The 25447-nt window shown below is 71.2% G+C and carries 20 protein-coding genes; 14 read left to right on the top strand and 6 right to left on the bottom strand.

The window, feature by feature from the left end; translation table 11 throughout:
- Positions 1-56: 56 nt before the first annotated feature.
- Complete coding sequence (locus tag ADK65_RS07185) at positions 57-1040, top strand: GlxA family transcriptional regulator (protein ID WP_234352813.1); 984 nt, start codon at positions 57-59, stop codon at positions 1038-1040.
- Positions 1041-1092: 52 nt separating this feature from the next.
- Here ADK65_RS07185 and ADK65_RS07180 read toward each other — a convergent pair whose 3' ends face one another.
- The 3 genes from ADK65_RS07180 to msrA form a co-directional block, all read right to left on the bottom strand.
- Positions 1093-1779: a hypothetical protein gene (locus ADK65_RS07180; protein ID WP_053668959.1), complete on the bottom strand. Its 687-nt coding sequence runs from the start codon at positions 1777-1779 to the stop codon at positions 1093-1095.
- Between the two features lie 105 nt (positions 1780-1884).
- Positions 1885-4497 (bottom strand): rifamycin-inactivating phosphotransferase, encoded by a 2613-nt coding sequence (gene rph, locus ADK65_RS07175; RefSeq protein ID WP_053668958.1) that lies wholly within the window; start codon positions 4495-4497, stop codon positions 1885-1887.
- Positions 4498-4989: 492 nt separating this feature from the next.
- Positions 4990-5499: a peptide-methionine (S)-S-oxide reductase MsrA gene (msrA, locus tag ADK65_RS07170; protein ID WP_053668957.1), complete on the bottom strand. Its 510-nt coding sequence runs from the start codon at positions 5497-5499 to the stop codon at positions 4990-4992.
- Between the two features lie 448 nt (positions 5500-5947).
- Here msrA and ADK65_RS07165 point away from each other — a divergent pair, with 448 nt between their 5' ends.
- The 10 genes from ADK65_RS07165 (at position 5948) to ADK65_RS07120 (ending at position 16866) form a co-directional block, all read left to right on the top strand.
- Positions 5948-6472, top strand: coding sequence for a hypothetical protein (locus ADK65_RS07165; protein ID WP_053668956.1), 525 nt, complete (start codon positions 5948-5950; stop codon positions 6470-6472).
- Between the two features lie 398 nt (positions 6473-6870).
- Positions 6871-9000, top strand: a complete 2130-nt coding sequence (locus ADK65_RS07160; RefSeq protein ID WP_053668955.1) for a hypothetical protein — start codon at positions 6871-6873, stop codon at positions 8998-9000.
- Between the two features lie 97 nt (positions 9001-9097).
- Positions 9098-10618 carry a GT4 family glycosyltransferase PelF gene (gene pelF, locus ADK65_RS07155; protein ID WP_053668954.1) on the top strand — a complete coding sequence of 507 codons (1521 nt, stop codon included), beginning with the start codon at positions 9098-9100 and terminating at the stop codon, positions 10616-10618.
- The gene (locus ADK65_RS07150) at positions 10615-12036 is read left to right on the top strand and encodes a hypothetical protein (RefSeq protein WP_053668953.1); all 1422 of its coding nucleotides are present in this window, start codon (positions 10615-10617) and stop codon (positions 12034-12036) included. The genes pelF and ADK65_RS07150 overlap by 4 nt, the downstream gene beginning before the upstream one ends.
- Positions 12037-12090: 54 nt before the next feature.
- Positions 12091-13092: a GDP-mannose 4,6-dehydratase gene (locus ADK65_RS07145; RefSeq protein WP_053668952.1), complete on the top strand. Its 1002-nt coding sequence runs from the start codon at positions 12091-12093 to the stop codon at positions 13090-13092.
- 68 nt (positions 13093-13160) lie between these two features.
- A complete protein-coding gene (locus ADK65_RS07140) occupies positions 13161-13874 on the top strand; it encodes a nucleotidyltransferase family protein (protein ID WP_053668951.1) in 714 nt (237 codons plus the stop codon).
- A gap of 7 nt (positions 13875-13881) precedes the next feature.
- Positions 13882-14784, top strand: a complete 903-nt coding sequence (locus tag ADK65_RS07135) for an NAD-dependent epimerase/dehydratase family protein (RefSeq protein ID WP_053668950.1) — start codon at positions 13882-13884, stop codon at positions 14782-14784.
- Entirely contained in the window at positions 14781-15443 is a 663-nt protein-coding gene (locus ADK65_RS07130) for a spherulation-specific family 4 protein (protein ID WP_053668949.1), read from the top strand. Before ADK65_RS07135 ends, ADK65_RS07130 begins: the two co-directional genes overlap by 4 nt.
- A complete protein-coding gene (locus ADK65_RS07125) occupies positions 15440-16261 on the top strand; it encodes an endo alpha-1,4 polygalactosaminidase (protein WP_053668948.1) in 822 nt (273 codons plus the stop codon). Before ADK65_RS07130 ends, ADK65_RS07125 begins: the two co-directional genes overlap by 4 nt.
- A 20-nt stretch (positions 16262-16281) precedes the next feature.
- Entirely contained in the window at positions 16282-16866 is a 585-nt protein-coding gene (locus ADK65_RS07120) for a hypothetical protein (RefSeq protein WP_234352812.1), read from the top strand.
- Positions 16867-16943: 77 nt separating this feature from the next.
- Here the strand turns inward: ADK65_RS07120 and ADK65_RS07115 are convergent, their stop codons facing one another.
- Complete coding sequence (locus tag ADK65_RS07115; protein ID WP_053668947.1) at positions 16944-17222, bottom strand: GlsB/YeaQ/YmgE family stress response membrane protein; 279 nt, start codon at positions 17220-17222, stop codon at positions 16944-16946.
- A 289-nt stretch (positions 17223-17511) separates the two neighbouring features.
- Between ADK65_RS07115 and ADK65_RS07110 the strand changes: the two genes are divergently transcribed.
- Both ADK65_RS07110 and ADK65_RS07105 read left to right on the top strand, forming a co-directional pair.
- Positions 17512-18396 (top strand): NAD-dependent protein deacetylase, encoded by an 885-nt coding sequence (locus tag ADK65_RS07110; protein ID WP_053669032.1) that lies wholly within the window; start codon positions 17512-17514, stop codon positions 18394-18396.
- Between the two features lie 472 nt (positions 18397-18868).
- Positions 18869-20056: a polyketide synthase gene (locus ADK65_RS07105; protein WP_053668946.1), complete on the top strand. Its 1188-nt coding sequence runs from the start codon at positions 18869-18871 to the stop codon at positions 20054-20056.
- Between the two features lie 76 nt (positions 20057-20132).
- On the opposite strand, the gene ADK65_RS07100 is transcribed toward ADK65_RS07105, so the two are convergent.
- Complete coding sequence (locus tag ADK65_RS07100) at positions 20133-22283, bottom strand: SpoIIE family protein phosphatase (protein WP_053668945.1); 2151 nt, start codon at positions 22281-22283, stop codon at positions 20133-20135.
- 172 nt (positions 22284-22455) lie between these two features.
- The gene (locus ADK65_RS07095) at positions 22456-24537 is read right to left on the bottom strand and encodes a SpoIIE family protein phosphatase (protein ID WP_053668944.1); all 2082 of its coding nucleotides are present in this window, start codon (positions 24535-24537) and stop codon (positions 22456-22458) included.
- A gap of 368 nt (positions 24538-24905) precedes the next feature.
- Here ADK65_RS07095 and ADK65_RS07090 point away from each other — a divergent pair, with 368 nt between their 5' ends.
- The gene (locus ADK65_RS07090; protein WP_053668943.1) at positions 24906-25430 is read left to right on the top strand and encodes a GNAT family N-acetyltransferase; all 525 of its coding nucleotides are present in this window, start codon (positions 24906-24908) and stop codon (positions 25428-25430) included.
- Positions 25431-25447: the final 17 nt, after the last annotated feature.

Raw genomic sequence — 25447 nt, 5'->3', positions numbered from 1 at the left:
TGCGACGGACACCCGAAACCACTGGCCGTTTGGACACGTAGTGAAAGAATCTGGTCATGATGGTCAGTGGCGAAGAGATGCACACAGTCGTCGTCCTGGTTCGTCCCGGGCTGCTCCCCATGGAACTCGGGATCGTGCACCGGCTGTTCGGCACGGCGGTGGATGCCGGCGGCCGGCCCCTGTACTCGGTGGTGACCTGCGCGGCGGAGCCCGGTGAGATCTCCACGGAGGCGGACTTCACCGTCAACGTGGCCCTGGGACCTGAGGCGTTGCGCCAGGCGGACACGGTCATCGTGCCCGCCGCCGTCGAGGACTACCGTCCCCAGCGGCGGGGTCAGGTGAGTCCGCCGGTACGAGCCGCCCTTGCGGAGGTGCCGGAAACAGCGCGTGTGGCTTCCATCTGCACCGGGTCGTTCGTGCTGGCCGCCGCCGGTTTCCTCGCGGGTCGCCGGGCGACTACGCACTGGAAGTCCTGCCCGGAACTCGCGGCCCTGTACCCGGAGATCGAGGTGGACCCCGATGTGCTGTACACCGACGACCGCCGCGTTCTGACCTCCGCGGGAGTCGCTGCCGGAATCGATCTGTGCCTGCACATGATCCGCAGCGACCACGGCGCCGACATCGCCAACACCGTCGCCCGGGGCACGGTGGTACCTCCGCACCGCGAAGGCGGCCAGGCCCAGTACATCGACCGTCCCGTACCGGAGACCGACGACAGCTCCCTCGCCGTGGTCCGTGCCTGGGCTCTGGAACACCTGGGTGAACCCATCACCCTGGAGGACCTGGCGGGGCGGGCGGCGACGAGCGTACGCACGCTGTCGCGCAGGTTCCGTGCGGAGACGGGAGTGCCTCCGATGCAGTGGCTGGGTCAGCAGCGCTTGCAGTACGCCCGTAGGCTGCTGGAACGTACGGACGAGCCCGTGGACCGCATCGCGGCCGAGGCCGGCTTCGGAACGGGCACCGCGATGCGCCAGCACTTCCGCGAAGCGCTCGGCGTGTCACCGCGTGCGTACCGCAACACCTTCCGCGGGGGAAGGTGAGGGGCACGCGCGGTGCCCCGTCATCGGGCGGCACCCCCGTCGCAACGTATGTTCAGCCCTCCTCATGCCAGGGGAAGCCATCCGGGTCCGCTGCGGCACGGGCCCGGACCCGGTCATCGTCATGTCCGCGGATCCGGTCCAGGAACGGGAAGTCCTCCGGCTGCACGGCCAGCTTGGCAACAGGTCGCACCGGTAGGGAGCTTGCCCATTGGGCCGGCTGCACCGAGACCTTCCCGACCTGGATCCGCGGCTGCAACTCGAAGGTGTCGGCCGGCAGCAGGTAGACCGCCCCGGCACGCCAGGGCCGCTGCTTCAGCGCATGTGCGCTGATGGAGAAGTAGTAGTGCGGCTCGCCGAGCCGTTCTTCTCCGTCGGCGAGGCGGGCACAGCCGTTGATCAACGACATCGGGTGGTGATCCCGGTCGAGGATCGCGTAGTACATCGGCCAGAGCCCGTCGCCGGCGGCGAAGACCGCGCGCCGGTTGCCGAACTCGCTGCTGTCGTTCGGCTGCCGGGGTTCGAAGCGGCCGATCGCCGGATCACCCGAACCGTGCAGCAGCAGTTCCCCCCGGTCTGCGGCATGGCAGAGGAACTGCCATTTCGGGGCGTCGAGCCGGTAGTCGATGGGCTCGTCGGGGCCGTCCGCGAGCGCTTGCCGCAGAAGTCGGTCGAAGGAAGCGGACGTTGTGCGGTCCGGGGGTGGAGCAGGTCGCGTCATCCAGTACGCGGGCAGCTTCATCGGAGCAGATTAACCAGGGCGCTCCTCAGGGCACCACGAATCCGGCGGGACGCGCCCTCCCTCGGGCCGGGGGAGGGCGCGTCGTGTACGACGGCAGCAGGCCCGTCAGGACAGGATCTCGATGTAGCCGTCGCTTCCGTGGACCCGGATCCGCTGCCCGTCCCGGATCAGCCGGGTGGCCTGGTCCACGCCCACGACGGCCGGCAAGCCGTACTCGCGCGCGATCACCGCACCATGGGTCATCAGGCCGCCCACCTCCGTCACCAGGCCCGCGATCCCGACGAAGAGGGGGGACCAACTGGGGTCCGTGAAGGCCGTGACCAGGATGTCGCCCGCCTCGAGATCGGCGTGCGCCATGTCGAGAACGACACGGGCCCGCCCTTCGACGGTCCCTCCGGAGACCGGCAGACCGATCAGGGCGCCGGCCGGCGCGTCGTCGCGCCGGTACGCACCGTTGACGGTCTCGCCTTCCGAGGTGAGGACCCGCGGCGGGGTGAGCGCGTGGTACGCCCGGAACGCCTCCTTGCGCTGCCGGATGAGCTCGTCGTCCACGTCCTTCGAGCGGACGACGTCCTGGAGCTCCTGGAACGTGAGGTGGAAGACGTCCTCCTGGTCGGTGAGCACCTGGGCCCGCACCAGACGGTCGGCTTCTTCCAGCAGGGCCTGCTTGTAGACGAAGTACCTGCTGACGATGTTGTACTTCGGGTACTCGCGGTACCCGATGAAGGTGCGGACCCGGTCGATCATCCGCTTGGTCTCGTCGGCTTTGGCCTCCCCGTCGGGCAGGGCCCGCAGGCGTGACAGTACGTCCTGTTCCTTCTCCCATGCCGCCTGCCGGCCCTGCTCGAAGCGCCTTTGCGCGGCGCCCGGTTCGAAGTTCCTGACGTTGTCGAGGATCGCCGGCACGAGCGTTGCGGGGCGCTCTCGCCAGCGGGGCCTCGTGATGTCGATCTCTCCGGCGCAGCGCATGCCGTACCGGTCGAGGTAGGCCTCGATGGCGTCGCGCGCTTCGACGCCGCCCGCGAGTTTCGGCAACGCGTCCAGGAAGCCGTCGTCGGCGGCGTTCTGCAAGAACTCCACCACCTGCGCGTGGGGGCGGATCGTGTCCGCTACGTCGAGCAGCGCCAGTCCCATCTCGGACGTGATGTTGCCGGGGGCGGACAACGTCAGGGTGTCCGCCGCGTTCTTCTCCCCCAGCCACTCCTGCAGCTTGTCGTTGAGCCACCAGGTGGCTTCCATGCCCGCCATGATGGCCTGGATGCTCAGCGGGTCGGCGAGCACTCGCTTGTGCTCCTCGAAGGCTTCCCGCAGGAAGTCGAAGAGAGCCGGCCCCGTCTTCGTGCTGATGTCGCGCCGCAGGGCGGCGATGGACGCCTGGCTGCGCTCGATGAGTGCGGTGACGATGGCCGGATCGGTCTCGATCGGGGTGGGTGCGCCGCCACCGGGCCGCGGTCCGCCGGGGGCCGTTTCCGGGCCCGGGTCCGGGAGCAAGGGGACGAAGTCCTCTCGCTTGAGGACGGTTTCCAGCGCGTCCCTGGTCAGGGGATCGCCCCTGCCCACGAGGTCCAGCAGGCCGGCGCGACTCGCGGGCGAGGACAGGGTGCGGGTGGCGTCGACGAACAACCTGCCGCCGGCGTCGGTCATCGGGGCCATGGCCGTCAGCTTCCACACGGACAGGCCGAGGGGCTTCATGGGGTCGGTCATCATCTGCTGATGGCCGACGGAGACGTAGACGTGGTTGTCCTGGTCGTCGGTCTCGGGGACGGGGAAGAGCGTCGTGATCGGCCGGCTCTGCACCACATGGAAGACGTCGTCGACGAGGCACCACTCGATGTCCTGGGGGCGGCCGAAGTGCTGCTCGATGCGCCGCCCGAGCCGCACGAGCCGCACGGCCTGTTCATCCGTCAGCGTCGGCTCCTGCTGCCGCTGCGCATCCACCGTCACCTGCCGCGTGCCGCCGTCCGGCAGGGCGTGAACGGCACGCTGCTTGGCGGCGATCGTCCTCTCGACGACCTCGCCGTGGCGGACCTTGTAGACGTCCGGGTTCACCAGGCCGGAGACCAGGGCCTCGCCGAGGCCGAAGCCCGCGTCCACGGTGGCGACCTTGCGGTTGCCCGTGACGGGGTCGGCCGTGAACAGGATGCCGGACGCAGACGGGAAGACCATCCGCTGCACGACCACTGCCATGTCGACCGTGCGGTGATCGATGCCGTTGCGCTGACGGTAGGTCACGGCCCGCTCGGTGAAGAGCGAGCCCCAGCACCGGCTGACGTGCCGGAGGACCGCCGTCGGCCCCACAACATTGAGGTACGTGTCCTGCTGACCGGCGAAGGAGGCCGTCGGCAGGTCCTCCGCCGTCGCGCTGGACCGGACGGCGCAGGCTGTTCGCTCACCGAGTCCCGCGACCGCCCGGGTGATCGCTTCCGCGAGATCGTCCGGGACGGCGATCTCCTCGATGGTCCGGCGGATCCGCGCGCTGAGCGTGCGAATCGTCTCCCGGTCGTCCGGGTCGGTGCGCGACAACTGATCCAGCAGGCCCTCGACCGACGGCGATTCCGCCATGATCCGCCGGAAGGCGTCGGTCGCCACGCAGAAGCCGCCCGGCACACTGACGCCCTCGATCCGCGCGAGCGCGCCCAGATGGGCGGCTTTGCCGCCGACGGCCGGGAGGTGCGTCTCGTCGACGTCGCGGAGATCCAGCACGTACCGCTCGGTCATCGCGACACCTCCTGCTCCGCCGAACCCCTGGTCGAGCACGTCCCCATCTCCGACACACACCCCTCTTGTCCCCGTTTCCGCAGGTAGTGGCTTCGGTCGACGATTCTGCGACAGCACCGGGGCCTTGCCGCAAGCCCCCCGGCGCGCTATAACTTAGGAGAGGCAAGGAGAGATCTCCTTGCCTTCGTGCTTTCGGGGCCGCTGGAGTTCGAGCCTGTGTCCGGCGAAGCGGCTGTCACGCTGCGAGCCGCTCGGTACCGCCTGAAGCGGTGATGCTTCCTGTCCTGCCGGCGAAGCGGACGCGTTCGGGGAGCGTGCCGTGCCGCTGCGGTGCTGTCCCTCGTCGGCAACAGCATCCCTCCCCCGCGCATCACCAGTCGAGCAGGTGACGAGCGGCGAGCTCACGCATGCCCCTCCAGCCGCATACGCCCGCCGTGGACGACGCGTGGCCGGGAAGGGCGTCGCCCTTCCCGGCCACGCCGAAGAGGAGAATCAACCGCGCCTGGGCAGCCGCCAGTTCGGGCGCGGGAAGTGACAGGTGTACCCCTCCGGGTAGCGCTGGAGGTAATCCTGGTGCTCCGGCTCGGCCTCCCAGAAGGCACCGGCCGGTACGACCTCGGTCACCACCGGGCCCGGCCACAGGCCGGACGCCTCGACATCGGCGATGGTGTCCAGCGCGACGCGCTGCTGCTCGTCGTCGAGGTAGAAGATGGCCGACCGGTAACTCTCACCGATGTCGTTGCCCTGCCGGTTCCGGGTGGTGGGGTCGTGGATCTGGAAGAAGTACTCCAGGATCGCTCGGTAGTCCGTGGCGGTCGGATCGAACACGATCTCGATCGACTCCGCGTGCCGCCCGTGGTCACGGTAGGTGGCATGGGGCTTGTCGTCGTCGCCGCTGTAACCGACCCGAGTACGGATCACTCCGGGAAGCGACCGGATCAGCTCCTGCATGCCCCAGAAGCAGCCCCCCGCCAGCAGCGCCCTCTCCTCGACATCACTCATGGCGCATCACCTTTCTTGCCCGTATTCGTCCATACTCGCATGTAGTCACCATTTTGGCAGGTGACGAGCGAAGCTGTCACGGCCGGCTCGTGACGGAGTCGACGACGATCTCGCGCCCACGACCCGCGGAGCGTCGTGCCTCACCGGCGGCGAGCAGGCCGGAAACCGGCAGGTGGCCGAAAATCTCAGGGCAGGCCCAGGAGGAACCGCGGTTCCGTCGATCCGGTATGCGCCAATGTCATCTTCTCGCGCCGGGAGAGTGGCCCCCGATGTCCGGCCCACATCGCAAAACCGGCAAGCACGGACCGCCTGGGACGACGCGACCTCCCCCACGTCTCCATCTTTCCCTCACAGCTCAACCACGCTACGAACACTTCCGGCCACCTGGTGATCCGCGCCCTCCCGAGGGGGCAGACGGTGCGCCCGGCCCTGCCTAGCCTCCCAGGCCATGCGATCACCCCTGATGAGACGTCTCGGCCTCGGTGCCGTCCTCGCCCTCGCCCTCGCCGTGTTCGGCCTGGCCCCCAGTGCGAGCGCGGCGGCAGCGCAGGCGGAGCTGACCTTCACCACCGACAGCGCCACCACCACGCCCGGCGGCTCGGTCAAGCTGTCGATGACCCTCACCAACAACAACACCCAGGACGTCTGGTTCGTGTACCAGACGATCGAGCCGACATGGTTGACCACGCAGCGCCCCGACCTCAAGTACAGCTTCTCCGGGTGCAGCCTGAACACCGCGAACGGCCCCGCCGCCTGCTCCGGCACCGGCCCTGCCAACCTCGGCGGCAACTACGGCGCCACCATTCCGCCCGGCCAGAGCCGCACGGTCACGCTGACCCTGGATGTCGCCGCCGACTCCGGCTGCAACGGCAACATCGGCTTCTATTCGTACTTCTACGCCGAGTTCAGCGACTCCACGAACGTCAGCGGCGGACCGGTCTACACGCCCGTGACCCGAGTGCTCTGCTCCTGACGCTCCACTCGGGGAACCGGCGGCCGTGACCTGAACGTTTCGCTGTCAGACATCGGCACCGGTCTAGACCACTGGCACTCCGACCGGCGGGCCCCACGGGCCCGCCGGTGCGCCGCACAGGGCCCGGACCAGCCACGCCGGGCCCGAGCGCTCGCCCGGTCCGGCCTCACCCGTCAGCACGGAACGGCTCGTTTCGATTTCGGAACCACCCCGTTCGACACCTGCGCTTTTCCGTCATGTTCCGCAACACGACCGCGAAATCTCCACACAGACCTCACTATGTGACGCGAACGGATGCGTGACGAACTGGCTTCTGAGGGGGACGCCGGCGGCACGCAAGGGGGTGTCCGCTCCACAGGAGCCGTGCTCACCCCTGCCCGGGGAGGGGACCTCACCGCATGAAGCGGACCTTTCGCACCACCGTGCTCACGGTGAGTGCACTCATCGCCGTACTGGGCCTGCCGGCCGGCGCGGCGCACGCCGACACCACGCCCCGCATCGACCTGCGGGTGCTGGTGGTGAGCGACGGCGGCCCGTCCACCGAAGCGATAGCCGCCGAACTGGCTGCGGCGGGAACGCCGTACACCCGGATCGATCTCACGCAGACCGGCCGGGCCGTGATCGACGCCGACTTCCTCGCGGACACCGTCGACGGCAGGCCGCGCGCCAGGTTCCAGGCCGTGGTGCTGCCGAACGACAACCCGTTCCCGGCCGGATCCGCCGAGATGGCGGCGCTCGCGGCGTACGAGCGGACGTACAACGTCCCCCAGGTCGACGCCTACACCTACGCGCGCCCCGAAGCCGGTCTGCAGTACCCGGTCCAGGGGGGCTACTCCGGCAGCATGGACGGCAAGCGGGCGGAGGTGACCGCCGCCGGCAGGTCCGGCCCCTTCGGCTACCTCGACGGGGCCGTGCCCTTCGAGGACAACGACCCGGCCATTGGCGAGAGTTACGCCTACCTGTCCAAGCCCGTGGCGGGGGCCGACTTCACCCCGTACGTGGAAGCGACGATCCCCGGACGGACGACCAAGGGCACGCTGGTGGGCGAGTACCGGCACGACGGGCGGCGCGAGCTGGTCGTCACCTTCGTCTACAACCAGTACCAGCAGCAGTTCCGGCTGCTGGCCCGCGGCATCGTGGAGTGGATGACCGGCGGGGTGCACCTGGGCGCCTCACGGAACTACTTCTCCGTCCACGTGGACGACGTGTTCGCCGCCGACGACCGCTGGAACAGCCAGCTCAACTGCACCCCCGGCGACGTCGACTGCGAGGACCCCGGCGCGACACCGGACCCGATCCGGATGACGCCCGCCGACGTCGACCACGCCATCGGCTGGCAGAACGACAAGAAGTTCACCCTCGACTTCGCCTACAACGGCGCCGGCAGCGCCGACCACCGCGAGGACAACAACGGTGCCGACCCACTCGCCGACCGGCTGATCGCACGGCGGGGCGAGTTCCGCTGGATCAACCACACCTACTCGCACCCCTTCCTCGGCTGTGTGCAGGACACCACCGTGGTCCCGTGGAAGTGCGCGACCAACGCCGACGGCAGCACCCGGTGGATGAGCCGCAACGACATCTCCGACGAGATCGCCATCAACCGGGTCTGGGGCGAGAGAGCCGGACTGCCGCTGGTGAACGACGAGTTGGTCACCGGTGAGCACTCGGGCATGAAGGTGCTGCCGCAGCAGCCCCAGGACAACCCCAACCTGGCCCTCGCCCTCGACGACAACGACATCGCCTGGCTCGGCTCCGACAACTCCCGTGAGCCCGACCAGCGTCGGGTCGGTCCGGCCACGACCGTGCCCCGCTACCCCATGAACGTCTTCTACAACGCCGGCCGGGCGGCCGAGCAGGTCGACGAGTACAACTGGATCTACACCGGCCGCGCCCAGGGCGGCAGCGGCATCTGCGAGGACAACCCGGCCACCACCACCTGTCTGCCGGCGCCGCTCGACCCGGCCACCGGTTACGCCGACCACATCGTCCCGCTGGAGACCCGGATCGCCCTCGGGCACGTCCTGGCCAACGACCCCAAGCCCCACTTCATCCACCAGTCGAACCTGGCCGAGGACCGCATCGCCTACCCCGTGCTCAACGGCGTCCTGGACGGCTACACGGCACTGTTCGCCGAGAACACGCCCGTGGTGAACCCGCGGATGAAGGACATCGGCGTCGAGCTCCGGCGCCGGGCCGACTGGCAGGCCGCGCTCCGGGCCGGGGAGATCACCGCCTACCGCATCGGCACCACGGTGACCGTCGACGCGCCGAACGGACTGGCCGTCCCCGCGACCCTGCCCACCGGCACCACGCTCGCCGGGGCCTCCTTCGGCGAGGCGTACGCCGGGGCCCTGTCCGGATGGACGCCCTCCGGGGGTGCGCCGCTCGCCCTCACCCTGCCGGCGTCCGCCACGGCTGCGGCCACCGGCAGCGCGGCCGGGCGTGCCCCGGCCACCGGCCCCGCACCACGAACCCGTGTCCCCGCGGGCGTCACCGACCCCGTGGGTCACACCGCAGACGGCTGAACGGCGCATCCACCCCAGACCGACCGTAGGTCCTGGCCGCCGCATGGCGGCCGGGGCCGGCCCGAACCACCCCACTCCTCGGCCGTGGAGCACATCGATGCCCGTTCCCCAGGGCGCGCGACGTACCGAAGCAACGCGCGTCACCCTGCTCACCGAAGGCACCTACCCGCACAGCCACGGAGGCGTCAGCGTCTGGTGCGACCAGCTCGTCCAGGGCATGCCCGACCTCACCTTCGACGTCATCGCCGTCACGGGCACCGGACGTGAGCCGGTCGTGTGGGACCTGCCCCCGCACGTCGCCGGCGTGCTGTCCGTCCCGATGTGGGGCGCCCCGCCCGAGGGCCGCCCGCCCCGGGGCAGGTTCCGCAACCGACTCGCCGCCGCTTACGAGCGGTTCCTGGCCGCGCTGCTCGATCCGCGCGCCGAGGACGGCTTCGCGCCCGCCCTGTACACGCTGGCACGGGCCGCGTCGGACGGGACGCTGAGCCCCTTCCTGCGCGGCGACCGGGCGATCTCGATCCTCACCGCGCTGTGGACCCGCCCCGGTCTCGCCGTGCGCGAGGCACAGCCCAGCCTGCACGACGCGCTCACCGCGACCGCCCTGCTGGAACACGCCCTGCGCCCGCTGGCCGCCCCGGCTCCCGAGACCGGGGTCGCGCACGCGGTCAGCGGCGGGGTCGCCGTCCTGCCCGGACTCGCCGCCCTCGAACGCCACGGCGTCCCGCTGCTGCTGACCGAGCACGGGGTCTACCTCCGGGAGCGCTACCTGGGGTACCGCACCGCGCCCTACCGCTGGCCGGTGAAGGCCGTGATCCTCGGATTCTTCCGGCTGCTCGCCCAGGAGAGCTACCGCCGGGCCGCGCTGATCACGCCCGGCAACCGCTACAACCGGCTGTGGGAGGAGGAGGGCGGCGCCGATCCCGAGTCGATTCGCACGGTCTACAACGGCGTCGACCCCGCCGCGTTCCCGGCGGCCGGGCCCGAGCCGGACACCCCCACCCTGAGCTGGGCTGGCCGTGTCGACCCCATCAAGGACCTCGAGACCCTCATCCGGGCCTTCGCCCTGGTCCGCGCCGAACTCCCGCAGGCACGGCTGCGGTTGTTCGGAGGGACGCCACGGGGTGGAGAGGCCTACCGCGAACGCTGCGAAGCGCTGGCGGCCGAACTCGGACACGCCGACGCCGTCACCTTCGAAGGGCGCGTCGACGACATCAAGGACGCCTACGCCGCCGGGAACGTCGTGATGCTCTCCAGCATCAGCGAAGGCTTTCCCTTCACCCTGATCGAGGCCATGTCCTGCGGCCGGGCGACCGTCTCCACCGATGTGGGCGGGGTGCGCGAAGCCGTGGGGGACACCGGCCTGGTGGTGCCTCCGCGCGACCCGCAGGCCATGGCGACGGCGGCGCTGGAGCTGCTGCGGGACGCCGGGCGGCGCAGGGCCATGGGTGAGGCGGCCCGGCTCCGGGTCATCGAGCAGTTCACCCTCCGGCAGACCATTGACACGTTTCGGTCCGTCTATCTGGAGCTGGCCCACCCCGGACAGGAGTCGACGGCCATGACCACCACGGTCAGGATCTCCGCCCCCGTCGTCCACGGCACCGGAAGCCTCGCCCTGTGAGCGGGCCGATATCCCTCGAACCCGGAGGCTCCGAACAGGACACCCTGGCCATCCGGCTGGCCGGCGCCCGCCCGCCCCGCCGTCGGCCACGCTGGGCCCTGGACGACGCCACGCTCGCCATCCGGCTCCCCCGCAGCGGGCCCGACGAGCAGGCGGTCAGTGAGCTCGCCGCCGAACTCGCCGACCGCATAGGGCCCGCCGTCCACCCCTATGAGGTGGCCGCGCTGCTGGAGGCGGAGGGACTGTCCGCCTCAGTGATCAGCGAACGCTACGGTCATCCGAACCTGTTCTCCCTCGCCTCCGCCCTGTACGAGCGGGTGCCGCGTTCCTTCCCCGAACCCGCCCCGGCGGCCGACCCCTGGCGCCGCCCCGACACCCTGCGCTGTCTGCTGCGGGGCGTGCTGTTCGCGCTGCCCGGGCTCGCCTACCTGCTGGCCGCGCCCTTGTGGGACACCGGCGGATACGCCCCCGCTCTCATCGTGGCCGGACTCGTCTCCTGGGCGTGGGGGCAGGCGCTCGGCCACCGCGCGCACCTGCGGATGACAGCCGGACGCCGGGAGGCCGGCCGTACCCTCCTCGCGGGCTCGCCCGCGGGAGCGGCGGTGGCCACGGCGGTCGCCGCGCTGCCCGCCGACGGCGGACCGGTGACCCTGGTGGCCGCCGCGCAGTCCGCGTATCTGGCGGCCGCCGGTGTCCTGCTGGTCCTGGGCCGGGAACGGCTGCTGCTGGCCGCGCTCAGCCCGCTGCTCGCGGGTGCGGCCGTCCTGCCGTGGTGGCAGCCGGGCCCCGTGCTCCGGGCCGGGCTTCCCCTGCTGGCGCTGCTCGCCACCCTCACCGTCACCGGCTGGGTGCTCCGGGGCGCCCTCGCCGTCCCGGCGGCCGCCGGCGCGACCCGGCCGCGACTGCTGTGGTCACTGCCGTACGGCCTGTTCGGGCTGGCCGCCGGGGTGCTGGTGCTGCTGGAGGGGCGGGAGGAGCCGTACGCGGTGATCGTGCTGACGCTGAGCATGGGGCCCGCGGAGTGGCTGCTGTACCGCTACCGGGGACTGTCGGTCGCCGCGCTGCGCGCCACCGCCACGCCCACCGCCTTCCTGCTGCGCTCGGCCGGCATCCTCGGCCTCTGCCTGCTCGCCTACCTCGCACCGCTGCTGCCCGCGGCCCTGCTCACCGGCGCCGACCCGGTCGCCCTGCTGCTGCTCGCCGCCGTCCTGTGGACGGCGCTGCTGCTCCAGGCGTTCGGGGCGGCCTGGCCGTCGGCCGGGATCTGCCTGACGGCAGCCGGCGGGGCCGGAGCGGTGGTCGTGTTCCATCTGCCACCGGGCGCCGCCCTGGCGCTGCCGCTCGGCTGCGGCGCCGCCGCTCTCTGTCTGTCGGCGTGCGCACTGTGGCTGCTCGGACGGCCCGCACCGCACGCCTGAGCCCCCGTTCCCCACTTCCCGCTCACATCCCACCCATCCGAAGGGACACCGCAGTTGACCTCCGCACCGCTCGCCGCCGTCACCGGAGCCGAGGGCTTCATCGGCTCGCACCTCACCGAGGCGCTGGTCGCCTCCGGACACCGGGTCCGGGCCATGGCCCAGTACAACTCCTTCTCCTCCTACGGCTGGCTGGAGACCCTGCACCCGGACGTCCTGGACCAGGTGGAGATCGTCCTCGGGGACGTCCGGGACCCCGGCTCCGTCCGCGGCCTCCTCGAGGGCGCCGAGACCGCCTACCATCTGGCCGCCCTGATCGCGATCCCGTACTCCTACCGGGCCCCCCACAGCTACGTGGACACCAACGTCACCGGCACCCTCAACGTGCTGGAAGCCGTGCGCGCCCTCGGCACGCCCCGGCTGGTGCACACCTCCACCAGCGAGACGTACGGCACCGCCCAGACCGTGCCCATCACGGAGGACCATCCCATCAACACCCAGTCCCCGTACGCCGCTTCGAAGGCGGGCGGGGACCGGCTGGCCGACAGCTACCACGCCAGTTTCGACACCCCGGTCGTCACGCTGCGGCCCTTCAACACCTTCGGGCCGCGCCAGTCGATGCGCGCGGTCATCCCCACCGTCATCGGGCAGGTCGCGGCCGGAGAACGCACGATCACCCTGGGCGATCTGCGCCCCACCCGGGACTTCACCTTCGTCAAGGACACCGCGCAGGCCTTCCTGGCCGTCGGGACCGCACCGGCCGAGCGGGTGGTGGGCCGTACCTTCAACGCCGGGACCGGCGGGGAGATCTCGGTCGGCGACCTGGTCGCGCTGATCGGCAAGGTGATGGACACCGCCCTCGACGTCCGCGAGGACACCGCCCGCATCCGCCCGGCCAACTCCGAGGTGATGCGGCTGGTCGCGGACGCGAGCCGGCTCGGCGCGGCCACCGGCTGGCAGCCCGGGCACACCCTGGAGGAAGGCCTCGCGTCCACCGTGGAGTTCTTCCGCGACCCGGCCAACCTCGCCCGGTACAAGACCGGCATCTACAACATCTGACACCACACCGCGGATCTCGTCCGTCACGTCTGCGCACGTCCACGAAGCGTTCACGAAGGAGGAGCCCCATGCACGCAGTGATCCTGGCGGGAGGCAAGGGCGTCCGGCTGCGGCCGTACACCACCGCGCTGCCCAAGCCGCTCGTGCCCATCGGTGACCAGCACGCGATCCTGGAGATCGTGCTGCGCCAGCTGTCCTCGGCCGGCTTCACCAGCTGCACCATCGCCATCGGCCACCTCGGCGAGATCATCCGCGCCTACGTCGGCGACGGTTCCCAGTGGGGCCTGACCGTCGACTACGCCACCGAGGACAGCCCGCTCGGCACCATGGGACCGCTGCTCAACCTGCGCCACCGGCTGCCCGAGACCTTCCTGGTGATGAACGGCGACGTCCTCACCGACCTCGACTACGCCGACGTCCTGCACCGGCACCGGGCGTCCGGGGCGCCGCTGACCATCGCGACGTACGCTCGCAAGGTGCACATCGACTTCGGGGTACTCACCACCGACTCCAGCCGGGTCGTCGCGTTCACCGAGAAGCCGAGCATGGACTACCGCGTCTCCATGGGCGTCTACGGCCTGTCCCGCAGCACGTTGGAGGGTTACACGCCCGGGCTCCCCCTCGGTTTCGACGAGCTGGTGCTCGACCTGCTCAAGACCGACAACCAGCCGCACGCCTACGACTTCGACGGATACTGGCTGGACATCGGACGCCCGGACGACTACGACCGGGCCAACGCCGAGTTCACCACCCGCAAGTCGCTGCTGCTCAAGGGAGCCTGAGCACGTCATGCGCATTCTCGTCCTGGGCTTCACCGGCTATCTCGGCGCTCATGTCGTGGAGCGGCTGCGCGCCTTGCCGGGCGCGCTGGTGATCGGCGGTGGCCGGTCGCCGGCCGCCGACGTCGACGTCGATCTGGCCCGTGTCCGTCCGGAACGGCTGGCGAAGACCTTCGCGTCGGCCGCGCCCGACACCGTCGTCAACTGCGCGGGCGCGACCGGCGGTGACGCAGTCACCCTCGCCGAGGTCAACGCCCGCGGTCCCGCGGTGCTGTGCGCCGCCCTGCGCGAGGCGGCGCCCGCGGCCCGCCTGGTGCACCTGGGTTCGGCCGCCGAGTACGGTCCGGGCACTCCGGACGTCCCGGTGACGGAGTCGGCGCCCACCCGTCCGGTCGGTCCCTACGGTGCGACCAAGCTCGCGGGCACGGTCACGGTGACCGCCTCGGGCCTGGACGCGGTGGTGCTGCGGGTGGGCAATCCGGTGGGGCCCGGAGCTCCGCCCACCGGGCTGCCCGGCCGGATCGCCGCACTGCTGCGCGAGGCGGGATCCGGCCCGGAGGCGGTACTGCGGCTCGGTGACCTGTCCGCCCACCGCGACTTCGTCGATGTACGTGACGTGGCGCGGGCGGCGGTGCTCGCGGCCACGGCGCCGGGCCCGTTGCCGCCCGTGCTCAACATCGGCGGGGGCGAGGCCGTCCCGGTGCGCGACCTGGTCCGGCGCCTGGCCGGCCTGGCCGGCTTCCGCGGGCGGATCGAGGAAAGCGCGGCGAGCGCAGCGGGCTCGGCGCGCTCGGCGCAGGTGTCGTGGCAGTGCAGCGACGTCTCCGCCGCCGAGCAGGCCCTCGGCTGGCGCCCGGCGCACTCCCTCGACGACGCGCTGACCGCGCTGTGGGAAGGCGGCCGCACACCGTGAGCCTGCTGATCCCGCTGTACGTCCATCCGGCCGAGGACCCCGGTGCCTGGCACCGGCTGATCACCGGCGCGACCCGCACCTACGGTGTAGTGCTCAATCCGGCGAGCGGGCCGGGCGAGGAGCCCGACCCGGCGTTCATCGCGGCGGCGGACGCGCTGCGGGCCGCGGGGGCGCGGCTGCTCGGCTACGTCGACACCGACTACGGGGTGCGCGAGTCCGCGGACGTCGCGGAGGACGTGCGCCGGCACCGGGAGTGGTACGCGGCGGACGGCTGTTTCCTGGACCGGGTGACGGCGACCGCGGACGGACTGCCGGCCTGTCGCAGGCTGGTGCGGACGGTGCGCAGGCTGGGCGCGGGGACGGTCGTCCTCAACCCCGGGGTCCATCCGGCGCCGGGGTACGCCCGCCTCGCCGACCTGACCGTCACCTTCGAGGGCCACTGGTCGACGTATGTCTCGGCCTTCAGCAGGCCGGCGTGGACCGCACGGCAACCGCCCGAGCGGCTGTGCCACCTCGTGTACGGCGTGCCCGAGGCCCTCGTTCCCCTGGCCGTGCGCACCGCGCACGAGCGCGGAGCGGGCATCTGCGGTCCGGTGACCGGCGAACCGCCCAACCCCTGGGACCGGTTGACACCCGCGCTCACCGAGGCGGGGCGATGAGCAGGGCGGCGGTGTGGTGTGCGGCTCTGCTGACCGCCGTGACGGCCGTGGCGCTGACCGGCTGTTCGGGCAGCGCCGGGCGGCCCGTCGACGGGCACGGCACCAAGTCACCCACTCGGGCCGTGTGGAAGCCCCGCCCGGGACTCGCCTGGCAGTGGCAGCTCGACGGCAAGGTGGACGCGTCGGCCGACGTGCCGGTCTACGACATCGACGGTTTCGAGAATTCCGCGGCGGACGTGGCACGGCTGCACCGCGCGGGAAGGAAGGTCATCTGTTACGTCAACGTCGGCGCGTGGGAGGACTTCCGGCCGGATCGGGACGCCTTCCCGCGCTCGGTGCTGGGCAAGCCCAACGGGTGGTCCGGCGAGCGGTGGCTGGACATCCGACGGCTGACCGTGCTGCGGCCGATCATGGAACGGCGCTTCGACATGTGCCGCGACAAGGGCTTCGACGCGGTGGAACCCGATCTGGTGGAGGGCTACGGCAATGACACCGGATTTCCGCTGACCGCACGCGACCAGCTCCGGTACAACAGGATGATCGCGGCCCTCGCCCATGAGCGGGGGCTGTCGGTGGGGCTGAAGAACGACCTGCCGCAGATTCCGCAGCTGCTCGGGGATTTCGACTTCGCGGTCAACGAGGAGTGCGCGCAGTACGACGAATGCGGGGAACTCGCCCCGTTCATCGCGGCGGGCAAGGCGGTGTTCCATGTGGAGTACGCGGAGCCGCGGAGCGCTTTTTGTGCCGAGTCCCGCAGACTGGGGTTGTCGTCGATGCGGAAGAAGCCGGAACTCGGGGTGTGGCGGAGCTCCTGCTGAGCGTGTTGCATGATCGGAGCATGTCGAATCCTGCTGCGTTCCGCGACCGGTCGAACTGGTCCGGCGGTTATTACGAGCTGGCCATCGAGGTCGGATCGACTGCCGACGCCGACATACAGGCGCTTTTGAGCGCTGTGTGGTCCGCGGCGGATGTGCAGGGCTGCTGGGCTTTCCACGATCGTGAGCCCGAGGAGCAGGAGCCGGTGCCGTGCACGGTCGCCTCCCTCACCGAGTACGGCCATCTCCACGGTCGGGTCCGCCTGCCCACCGGCCAACCGGCGGTGTGCGGTTGCGTGGCGATCCGCGGAGGTGACGACAGCAGCGACTGGCTGGACTTCTACATCCCCGACGGAGCACTGGACAACGCGGGGATCGCCCACTGGGACGGCCGGCCGTTCTTCAGGTCCGCCGTCATGGACGCCTGGCTCGCGGCCATCGGGACCGCCGTCTTCGGACGGGTTCGCTTCAGTCTCGGCGTGATCGGCTGGGAGGTCTCCGGCTGCACCGACGCGGCAACGCTGGCGGGCAGGCTGCCGGAGGAGCGCTCGATCGGGTACCTGCTTCCGCGAGAGGGAGGCCTGCTGTACGGGGCGGCCAACGACTGAGCGAAGTACGTCGGCTCCTCCCTCGTGACAGGGAGGAGCCGACGGAACGTGTTCAGAGGCGTTCGCCTGCTACGGGGTCAGGCGTGCCGGTGCGAGCGCCGGTTGCCGGTGACGACCCGGTACAGGGCGAGCAGGATGAGGGAGCCGACGATCGCGGCGATCCACGTGGAGAGTTCGAAGAACCCGTCGAGGGAGTCCACTCCGAAGATGACCTTGCCGAGCCATCCGCCGAGCAGACCACCGACGATACCGATGAGCATCGTGACGATGATGCCACCGGGGTCCTTGCCCGGCATCAGAGCCTTGGCGATGGCGCCGGCGAGGAGCCCGATGATGATCCAAGCAATGATGCCCATGGTGCGTCTCCGCTTCGTCGTATAAGGATTCTGTTAAGTCATCGGGTACGCCGATCCCGCCGGGTCAAACGTCTCCTTCTGATATCGGCTCCAACTCCGCCTTGAAGCACCCCGGTTGCCGGGCGGCTCGGCGAGAGGGGGAACGATCGAGACAGGCCACCGGCGGACCGGATTCCGCTGACGCTGTCGCCATGCGTATGTTTTCCAGGAATGGAAACGCAACGTTGCGTTCATTGCGTTTCAATTGACGGCGAACGCGTTCGCGAGCCGCGTTTCGTACCCTGACGGCATGCGCATGCGTCCCACCCTGAGCTGGACCCCTGCCGAGGACCTGCCGCCGGGCAGCACGGATCCCGAGCCGGTCGCCGACGCGCTGCGCAGCGGCGGAGTGCTGGTGCTCAGCGGTGCGGGCATCTCCACGGAATCGGGCATCCCCGACTACCGGGGAGAGGGAGGGAGCCTGAGCCGGCACACCCCGATGACCTACCAGGAGTTCACCGCCGCCACCCACGCCCGGCGCCGATACTGGGCACGCAGCCACCTCGGCTGGCGGACCTTCGGCCGAGCACGCCCCAATGCCGGACACCGGGCCGTTGCGGCCTTCGGGCGGCACGGCCTCCTCACGGGGGTCGTCACCCAGAACGTGGACGGGCTGCACCAGGCCGCCGGCAGTGACGACGTCGTGGAACTGCACGGAGCGCTGGACCGGGTCGTCTGTCTCTCCTGCGGCGCCCACAGCCCGCGCCGCGAACTCGCCGTGCGGCTCGAGGAGGCCAACCCGGGGTTCCAGCCCGTGGCCGCGGGAATCAACCCCGACGGGGACGCCGACCTCACGGACGATCAGGTCGAGGGTTTCCGCGTGGTTCCCTGCACGGCATGCGGCGGCATCCTCAAACCGGACGTCGTGTTCTTCGGCGAAGCCGTTCCGCCCCAGCGAGTGGAGCACTGCCGCGAGTTGGTCCGTGCGGCGACCTCACTGCTGGTCCTGGGCTCCTCCCTGACCGTGATGTCCGGACTCCGCTTCGTCCGCCAGGCGGCGCAGGCGGGGAAGCCGGTGCTGATCGTCAACCGGGACCAGACCCGCGGCGACCAGTACGCCCTCACCCGGGTGTCCCTCCCCTTGGGCGCGGCCCTGAGCTCCGTCTCACTGCGGCTGGGCATTCCCGTCGACTGAGTGGAGCAGGCAGCGCCGCGGCCGGCCTGACCGCGGTGACGGAGTGACTCGCGTCCTTCGCGTAGAGCAGGGGGACCTCTCGCACCACGCCCGAGTCCGCTCGGGCGCGCAAGCACGGTGGGGGCGGGACTGTACCGGGCACCGCCCGCCGGACGGCCGCTGACGACGAGCGTGGCGCGGTCGCAGGGCACCAGGCGGCTTCCGTCACCCAGGACGTCGCCCCTGCCGTTCGCGAACCCGTCCGACGGTGAGAACGGCAGCTCACCTTCCGCATCGACGGTGTGTGCCGTGTCACACCTTTCAGGACCCGCCTAAGTTGTCTGCATCACAGCGGAATTGTCCATATTGCATTCATGCTCGAACCGGACGTCAGCTCCCGAAGTGGGGCTCACCTCCACCTTCTTGGGCACGAAGCTCGAAGTGACCCATGACATAGCACGCGCGACATTCCCCCCTTGGAAGGTGCCCCAGCATGGCTGCATACCTCTGCCCGCCAGCCGTGATTCACGGTGAACACGCCGTGAAGACCAGCGAGATCGTGGCGGAGGTGAGCGACCGGCACCGGCATGCCGCGTGGGCGCCGCGGATCGACGGCATCGCCGCCAGTACGGGCATCGAGACCCGCGGCTGGATGCTGCCGCTGGAGAGTGCCGTCGCGCCCGGCAAGGGCAGCGCTCTGCACGGTGTCGGCGTCGAGCCGGCCCGAGAGGCGCTGGCACGCGAAGGGTTCGCACAGCAGGACGTGGACCGTGTGATCGCCGCCCTGGAGTCCATACCCGCCCCGCAGACCGTCCAGGAGCGCACCGCGCCCGCCTGGCAGGCCGTGCAGTCCTACGGGGAGCGTGCCGCGCGCGGGGCGCTGCAGACCGCCGGGCTGGACGCCGGGGACGTCGACTGTCTGATCACCAGTCACTCCACCACCCCGGCGCTGCCGGGCCTGGACATCGCCCTGGCCAACAGGCTGTCGCTGCGCAGCGACGCGATGCTGCTGCCGGCCACCCAGTGGGCGTGTATCGCGGGTACGCGCTCCCTCGCGCTGGCGGCGGAACTGGTCGCGGCGGACCCCGACCGGGTGGTCCTGGTCGTCATCTCGGAGGCGCTGAGCACGACCTACCAGCCGGGGGACGACACGCTCGAGTCCTTGATCGTCCGGCTGCTGTTCGCGGACACGGCGGTCGCCGCGGTGGTCACGGGCCGCCCGAGGTCCGAGTCGGTGCTGCGGCTGGACGCGTCCTGGCACCACACCCTGCCCGGCACACAGGACCTGCACCGTCTGGAGACTCGCGCGGACGGCACCCACTTCGTGATGGACCGTCGTGGGCCGCGCGCCGTACAGGAGACGGTCACCGCGATGTGGGAGTGGCTGCGCACCCGGTACCAGGACGACCCGGACTCCTGGCACCCCGACGTACTGCTCGCGCACCCAGGGGGGACCCGCGTGCTGGAGTACATGGAGCAGACGATGCCCGACGGGTGGCCGGCGGGGCTGCTGGACTACAGCCGGGAGAGCTACACCAGCGGCAACCGCGGCGGCGCGGCGGTGTTCGACATCCTGCGGCGGGCCCATGACGCGGGCCGGCTCGAGGCGGGGCATCGCGCCGTGCTGTACGCGGCGGCACCGGGACTCACCGCGACCGCCCTGGAAGGGCAGTGGCTGTAGTACGCCGGAGGGTGCCTGCGCCCGGGAAGTGCGCCTCTCCTACCTGCGCCGCGCCCCCTCCCCCGGGCCGGCCACGTCACCTGGCGACCTCCGCCCAGACGATCTTGCCGGTGTCCGTCCACCGCACGCCCCACCGGGTGGTGAGCCGGTGCACGATGCTCAGGCCACGTCCGCCGTTGTCGAGCAGGTCGCCGCGCCTCAGGCGCGGCCTGCCGTTGCCGGTGTCGCCCACCTCGCACAGCAGGCCGTGACCCGATCTGATCAGCCGTACCGTCACGGGTCCGGTGGCGAAGCGCACGGCGTTCGTGACCAGCTCGCTGACCAGCAGCAGTGTCTTGTCCCTGGTGTCGTCCCTGGTGCCCCACTGCCTCAGCAGCGCGGCGACCCGCTCCCGGGCGTGGGCGGGGGCGTCGCTGCGGGCGGGCAGCCGCCAGGTCGCCGTGTCCCCCTTGCGGTAGCCGATCATCCGGGCGAGCAGCAGGGTCACGTCGTCGCGCTGGGGCGCGGGCGCCAGCGCGGAGACGACGTCCCGTGCCGTCTGCTGCAGGGCGTCCCAGGGGTGAACCGTGGAGACGATGTCCGCCAGCCGGTCGATGCCTTCGTCGATCGAGAGGGCCGGGTCCTCCACCAGCCCGTCGGTGTACAGGGCGAGCACGGAACCCGGAGGTACGCCGATGGTGTACACGTCGAACGGCTCTCGTAGCGCGAACTCGGCGCCCAGGCCCGGGTGAGGACGGATCGAGAGGGCACCCGCGTGTCCGTCCGGGGAGACCAGGATCGGGGGCAGATGGCCGGCGCTGGACAGCGTCACATGGTGGCCCACCGGGTCGTACAGGGCGATGCAGCAGGTCGACCCCAGGGCGCTGTAGCCGGCCGCCAGCCCGGACTCCGCGTCGTCCAGCAGGGTCACGGTCTCGTCCAGGTGTTCCAGTACCTGGTCGGGTGCGAGGCCCGCGGACAGCAGCGCGCGGGCCTCCATGCTCAGCTGCCCCATGGTCGCGGCGGCTCCCAGGCCGTGCCCGACGACGTCACCGACCACCAGCGCGGTACGGCCGTCGGGCAACGGGAAACTGTTCACCCAGTCGCCGCCGACACCGGCGCTGTCGGGGGTGGCGGGCTGGTAGACGCTGGCGATCTCGATGGTGTCGCCGCCGGACCGGGGCAGGAGCCGGCGCTGCAGGGCCAGCACCTGTGTGTGTTCGCGCTGGTGCTGGCGGGCCAGGTCCACGTGGTGGGCAGTTCTGGCCACCAGTTCCTGCAGGTCGAACAGCTCGCTGTCGCGGAAGGGGCAGTCCGCCCGCCGCCACACCTCCGCCACGCCCAGGACGACGGGCGGCGCGCCGTCCAGGACCAGGGGGATGCACGCCACGCCCGCCGACCGGCCGCCGGGCACCAGGGCGCGTACCACGCGGGGGCTGCCGAAGACCCGCTCGACCGCCTGGCGGTCGGGGATGACGATCGTCTGCGGGGCGTCGTCGCGCAGGACCGCCTGCGCCAGCAGCCGACTCGCGTCGCCGGGGAGATCGTCGCCCGGTGTCATGTAGCCCTCGGGCCACACCCGGTCCGGGACCAGGGCCGCCCGCCGGAGGTGGATCCGCCCCTGGGCCTTGCCGGACACCCCCTCGCCCGTCCACACGGCGAAGTCGAGGTCGACGGCGGCGACGTCTCCCCAGGCCAGCAGGGACTCCGCCAGTGACTGCGCGGTCTCGCCGATGTCCAGGGAGGTGCCGATCGCGGTCTCGGCGGCGTACAGGTGCAGCCGCCTGGCCATGGCGATCACGGAGACGGTCAGGCCCTCCTCCGGCGACGCGGCGGGCAGGATGCTCATCGACACGACCAGCTCGGATCCGTCGCGCCGCCTCAGCCGCTGGATCCGGGCGACGTGCGCCTCACCGCTCTCCGCGACCTGCCGCAACCTGCGTGTGACCGTCGGTACGTCGCCCGGGGGAAGAAGATCGACGAATGGTCTCCCGGCACCGGCGTCCAGGCCCGCGAACACCGGGGCGTCGAGGTTGCAGCGGGTGATGATCAGGTCCGTGTCCAGGTTGACCGCGCCGAGGATCTGCTCCTGCTGTCCGGGCGCCGGAGGGTCGGGAACCCGCCGGCGGGCGGCACGGTCGCCCCGCGCGTCGGCCGCTGACGCCCCGCCTTGCGGGATGTAGCGGCCAAGAGCGCGGCTGACCAGCTCGAACGCCGAGGAGGACGAGGGCGAGGGTGTGGAGTCCATGCGGCTCTCTCAGCATTCCCCGGCATGGGTGCCGGGGCTTTGTTCGGACCCGTGCGGTGGGGCCCCGAGTCCCTGACCGCACACCTCATTGAATAACACCGGGAGCCTCTTCGCACACATCAGCGATTGCGCCGAGCACCCGGTCTCGGGGCGACGGGGACCCGTCCCGCGCTCAGAGCGAGGTCAGCGGCCGCGCGTGAGCGATGAGCAGCGCGACATCGTCATGGTCGGCGGGATGGCGCAGTTCCCGGAGCAGCCGGTCACAGGTCTCCTCCGCGGAACGGCACGGCGGGGACAGCAGGCGCAGGAGCTCGTCCAGGCGCTTGTCGATGGGGTCGTCCCGGGTCTCGACCAGTCCGTCGGTGTACAGGACGAGTTGATCGCCGGGGTTCATGACGACGGCGGAGGTCTCGAAAGAACCGCTGCCGACTCCCAGTGGGGTGCCGGTGGGCAGGTCGAGCAGTTCGGGCGGCCGGCCGGCCCGCACCAGAACCGGGGGCAGATGGCCCGCACAGGCCACCTGCAAGCGGCCGGCGTGCGGATCGTGGACGGCGTACACGCACGTGGCGATATAGGGATCCAGGCCCTGGGTGATCCGGTCGAGGTGGGTGAGGATGCGGCTCGGGGCGAGGTCGAGGTCGGCGAGGGTGGAGGTCGCGGTGCGCAACCGGCCCATGGCGGTGGCCGCCGGGATCCCGCTGCCCATGACGTCGCCCACCGCCAGGGCGGTTCGGTCGCCGCTGAGCGGGATGATGTCGTACCAGTCGCCGCCGACCTCGCTGAAGGCCTGGGCGGGACGGTACCGGGCAGCGATCTCCAGGCCGGGGCGGCGTGGCGAGGGCCGGGGCAGCAGGCTGCGCTGCAGGGTTTCGGCGGCGCTGCGGATGTGCTGGTGCAGGACGGCGTTGTCGATGCTCAGCGCCGCGGAAGAGGCCAGCTCGCAGGCGAGGGTGAGATCGTCCTCGTCGAAGGGCTGCGGGTTGCGGGCACGGGCCAGGCCCATCACGCCGATGATCTCGCCGCGGGCGATGAGCGGGACGGCCATGTCGGTGTGGACACCGGCCTCGGCGAGCAGTCCGGCCGCGGCGTCGTCGGCTGCGATACGGCTGAGCTCGCCGCTGTCGAGGTGGGTGATCAGCAGCGGTTTGCGGGTGCGCAGGCAGTGGGCCGCCGGATGGTCCGCGTGGTAGGTGGTGAGGTGGCCGGGCGCGATGATCGCCTCGGAGGCCCCGGTGGGGTAGGCGGTCTTCACGGCCAGCGCCCGGAACAGCGCCGGGCCCTCTCCGCGGTCCGGGCGGCCCGTCCGCAGGACGGAGTCCAGGATGTCCACCGCGATCATGTCGGCCAGGTCGGGCACCAGGACGTCCGCCAGCTCCTGGGCGGTCCGCTCCACCTCCAGGGTGGTCCCGATGCGCGCCGAGCCGTCGGCCATCAGGCGCAGGCGCTGCTGGGCCCGGTCGGCCTGCCTGGCCGCCTCGTACCGGTCGGTGACGTCCACGACCACGTTGGCGATCCCCAGAACGTGCCCGCTCTGGTCCTCCAGCCGGTAGAGCGACACGGCCCAGGCGTGGTCGTGGTCCGGGTCGGCCCGGGTCCGGCCCACCACCTGCTCGTCCACCACCGGCAGGCCGGTCTCCAGGACCTCCCGCATCTGGTTCTCGGCGGTCGTGAAGGGCGCGCCGGGCAGGATCTCCCGGAAGTGGCGGCCGATGTGGTCCGCCTCGGAGACGCCGTGCATCGCGGCGAGGGCGCCGTTGACCGCCACGTACCGCAATTCGGTGTCCAGGACGGACAGTCCGATCGGCGCCTGGGTTACCAGTTGGCTGGAGAGGGCCACCTTGCGCTCCACCTGCCGCACCGTGGCCCGGTCGGTGGCCAGCCCGAGTGCGTAGTGGTCGCCGACGTTGTCCGTCAGCCGCATGTTGCGGAACTCGACCGTCCGGGTACTGCCGTCCTTGAGCCGGACGGGGAACGGTCCGGCCCAGCTCCGGCCGGTCGCCATCACGTCGGCGAACAGCCCCATCCCCGCTTCCCGGTGCTCGGGGTGGAGCAGCAGGGCTGCCGCGTACTGCCCGACCGCTTCCTCACCGGTGTAGCCGAACAGCTCCTCGGCCTGCGGACTCCACATGTCGATCCGGCCGTCGGCCTCCACCAGGACCGCGGCGACACCCAGCAGGTCGATCAGACCGCTCGGGTCGGAGGCCGGGTCCCGCGGATCACCCGCCTGCTCCGAGGGCTGGCTCGCTCCGCTCATCACATTCGCCCCTCAGGCCTGTAGACCCCTCCGGCGCACCCGGTGCCAAAGCAGCCGCTCCCGGCGGCCGGTCGCAGGTCGACGGCCGTTCGCGATCCCGGTCCGGCTCGCAGGTCGGTCCTCACCCATCCAGCCTTCCACAGGTCTCGGCTTCGGCCGAGGAGATCGTGGTCCGCCAGGGTCACTCTCCTCAGGTCGGCGCGACGGGCGAGGTCGGATGCCTCGGCCCGGCGCGGGCGCCGTGCTGTCCCCGGGGGCGTCGGGGTGGGCGGGATCTCGACCGGCGGTGTGCTCGGTCCTCGAGGACGGACGGTTCGAGGGCGGACCGTGATTCGCGCTCCCCGTGCCGCGTCGGCAGGATGTGGGCCATGACCGAGATCCGCACACCCCGTCTCCTGCTGCGTCGATGGCTCGACGACGACCTCGTCCCCCTGTCCGAGATCCATGCCGATCCGGTGGTGATGCGACGCGTCGGCGACGGCTCCCCGCGCTCCCTGGAGCAGACCGCCGAGGACATCGAGGCGTGGGAGGAGGAGTGGGACGAGGAAGGCTTCGGGGTGTTCGCCGTCGAGCTTCTGGGATCCGGCGAGCTGGCGGGCGCCGTCGGCCTGTCCGTGGCTGACGCACCGGCCGAGATCGCCGGCCAGGTCGCGATCAGCTGGCGGCTCGGGCGGGTGTTCTGGGGGCAGGGATACGCCTCCGAAGCGGCGCAGGCCACCCTGGAGTTCGCCGTGCAGGACCGCGGCCTCGACCGGGTGGTGGCCGTCTGCCGCACGGGCGACAGGGCTTCCGCGAACGTACTGGACAAGCTCGGCATGCAGAGGGAGGGGGCCACCGGGCATCCGGACCACGACCTCGCGGTGCACGGCATCGACCTGACGCAGTACCAGTAGTCGTCCGGCTGCGGCCG

Origin of the sequence: Streptomyces sp. NRRL B-1140, from assembly GCF_001280065.1 — a bacterium.
Lineage (GTDB): Bacteria > Actinomycetota > Actinomycetes > Streptomycetales > Streptomycetaceae > Streptomyces.
This window is presented reverse-complemented; position numbering and strand designations above follow the sequence as displayed.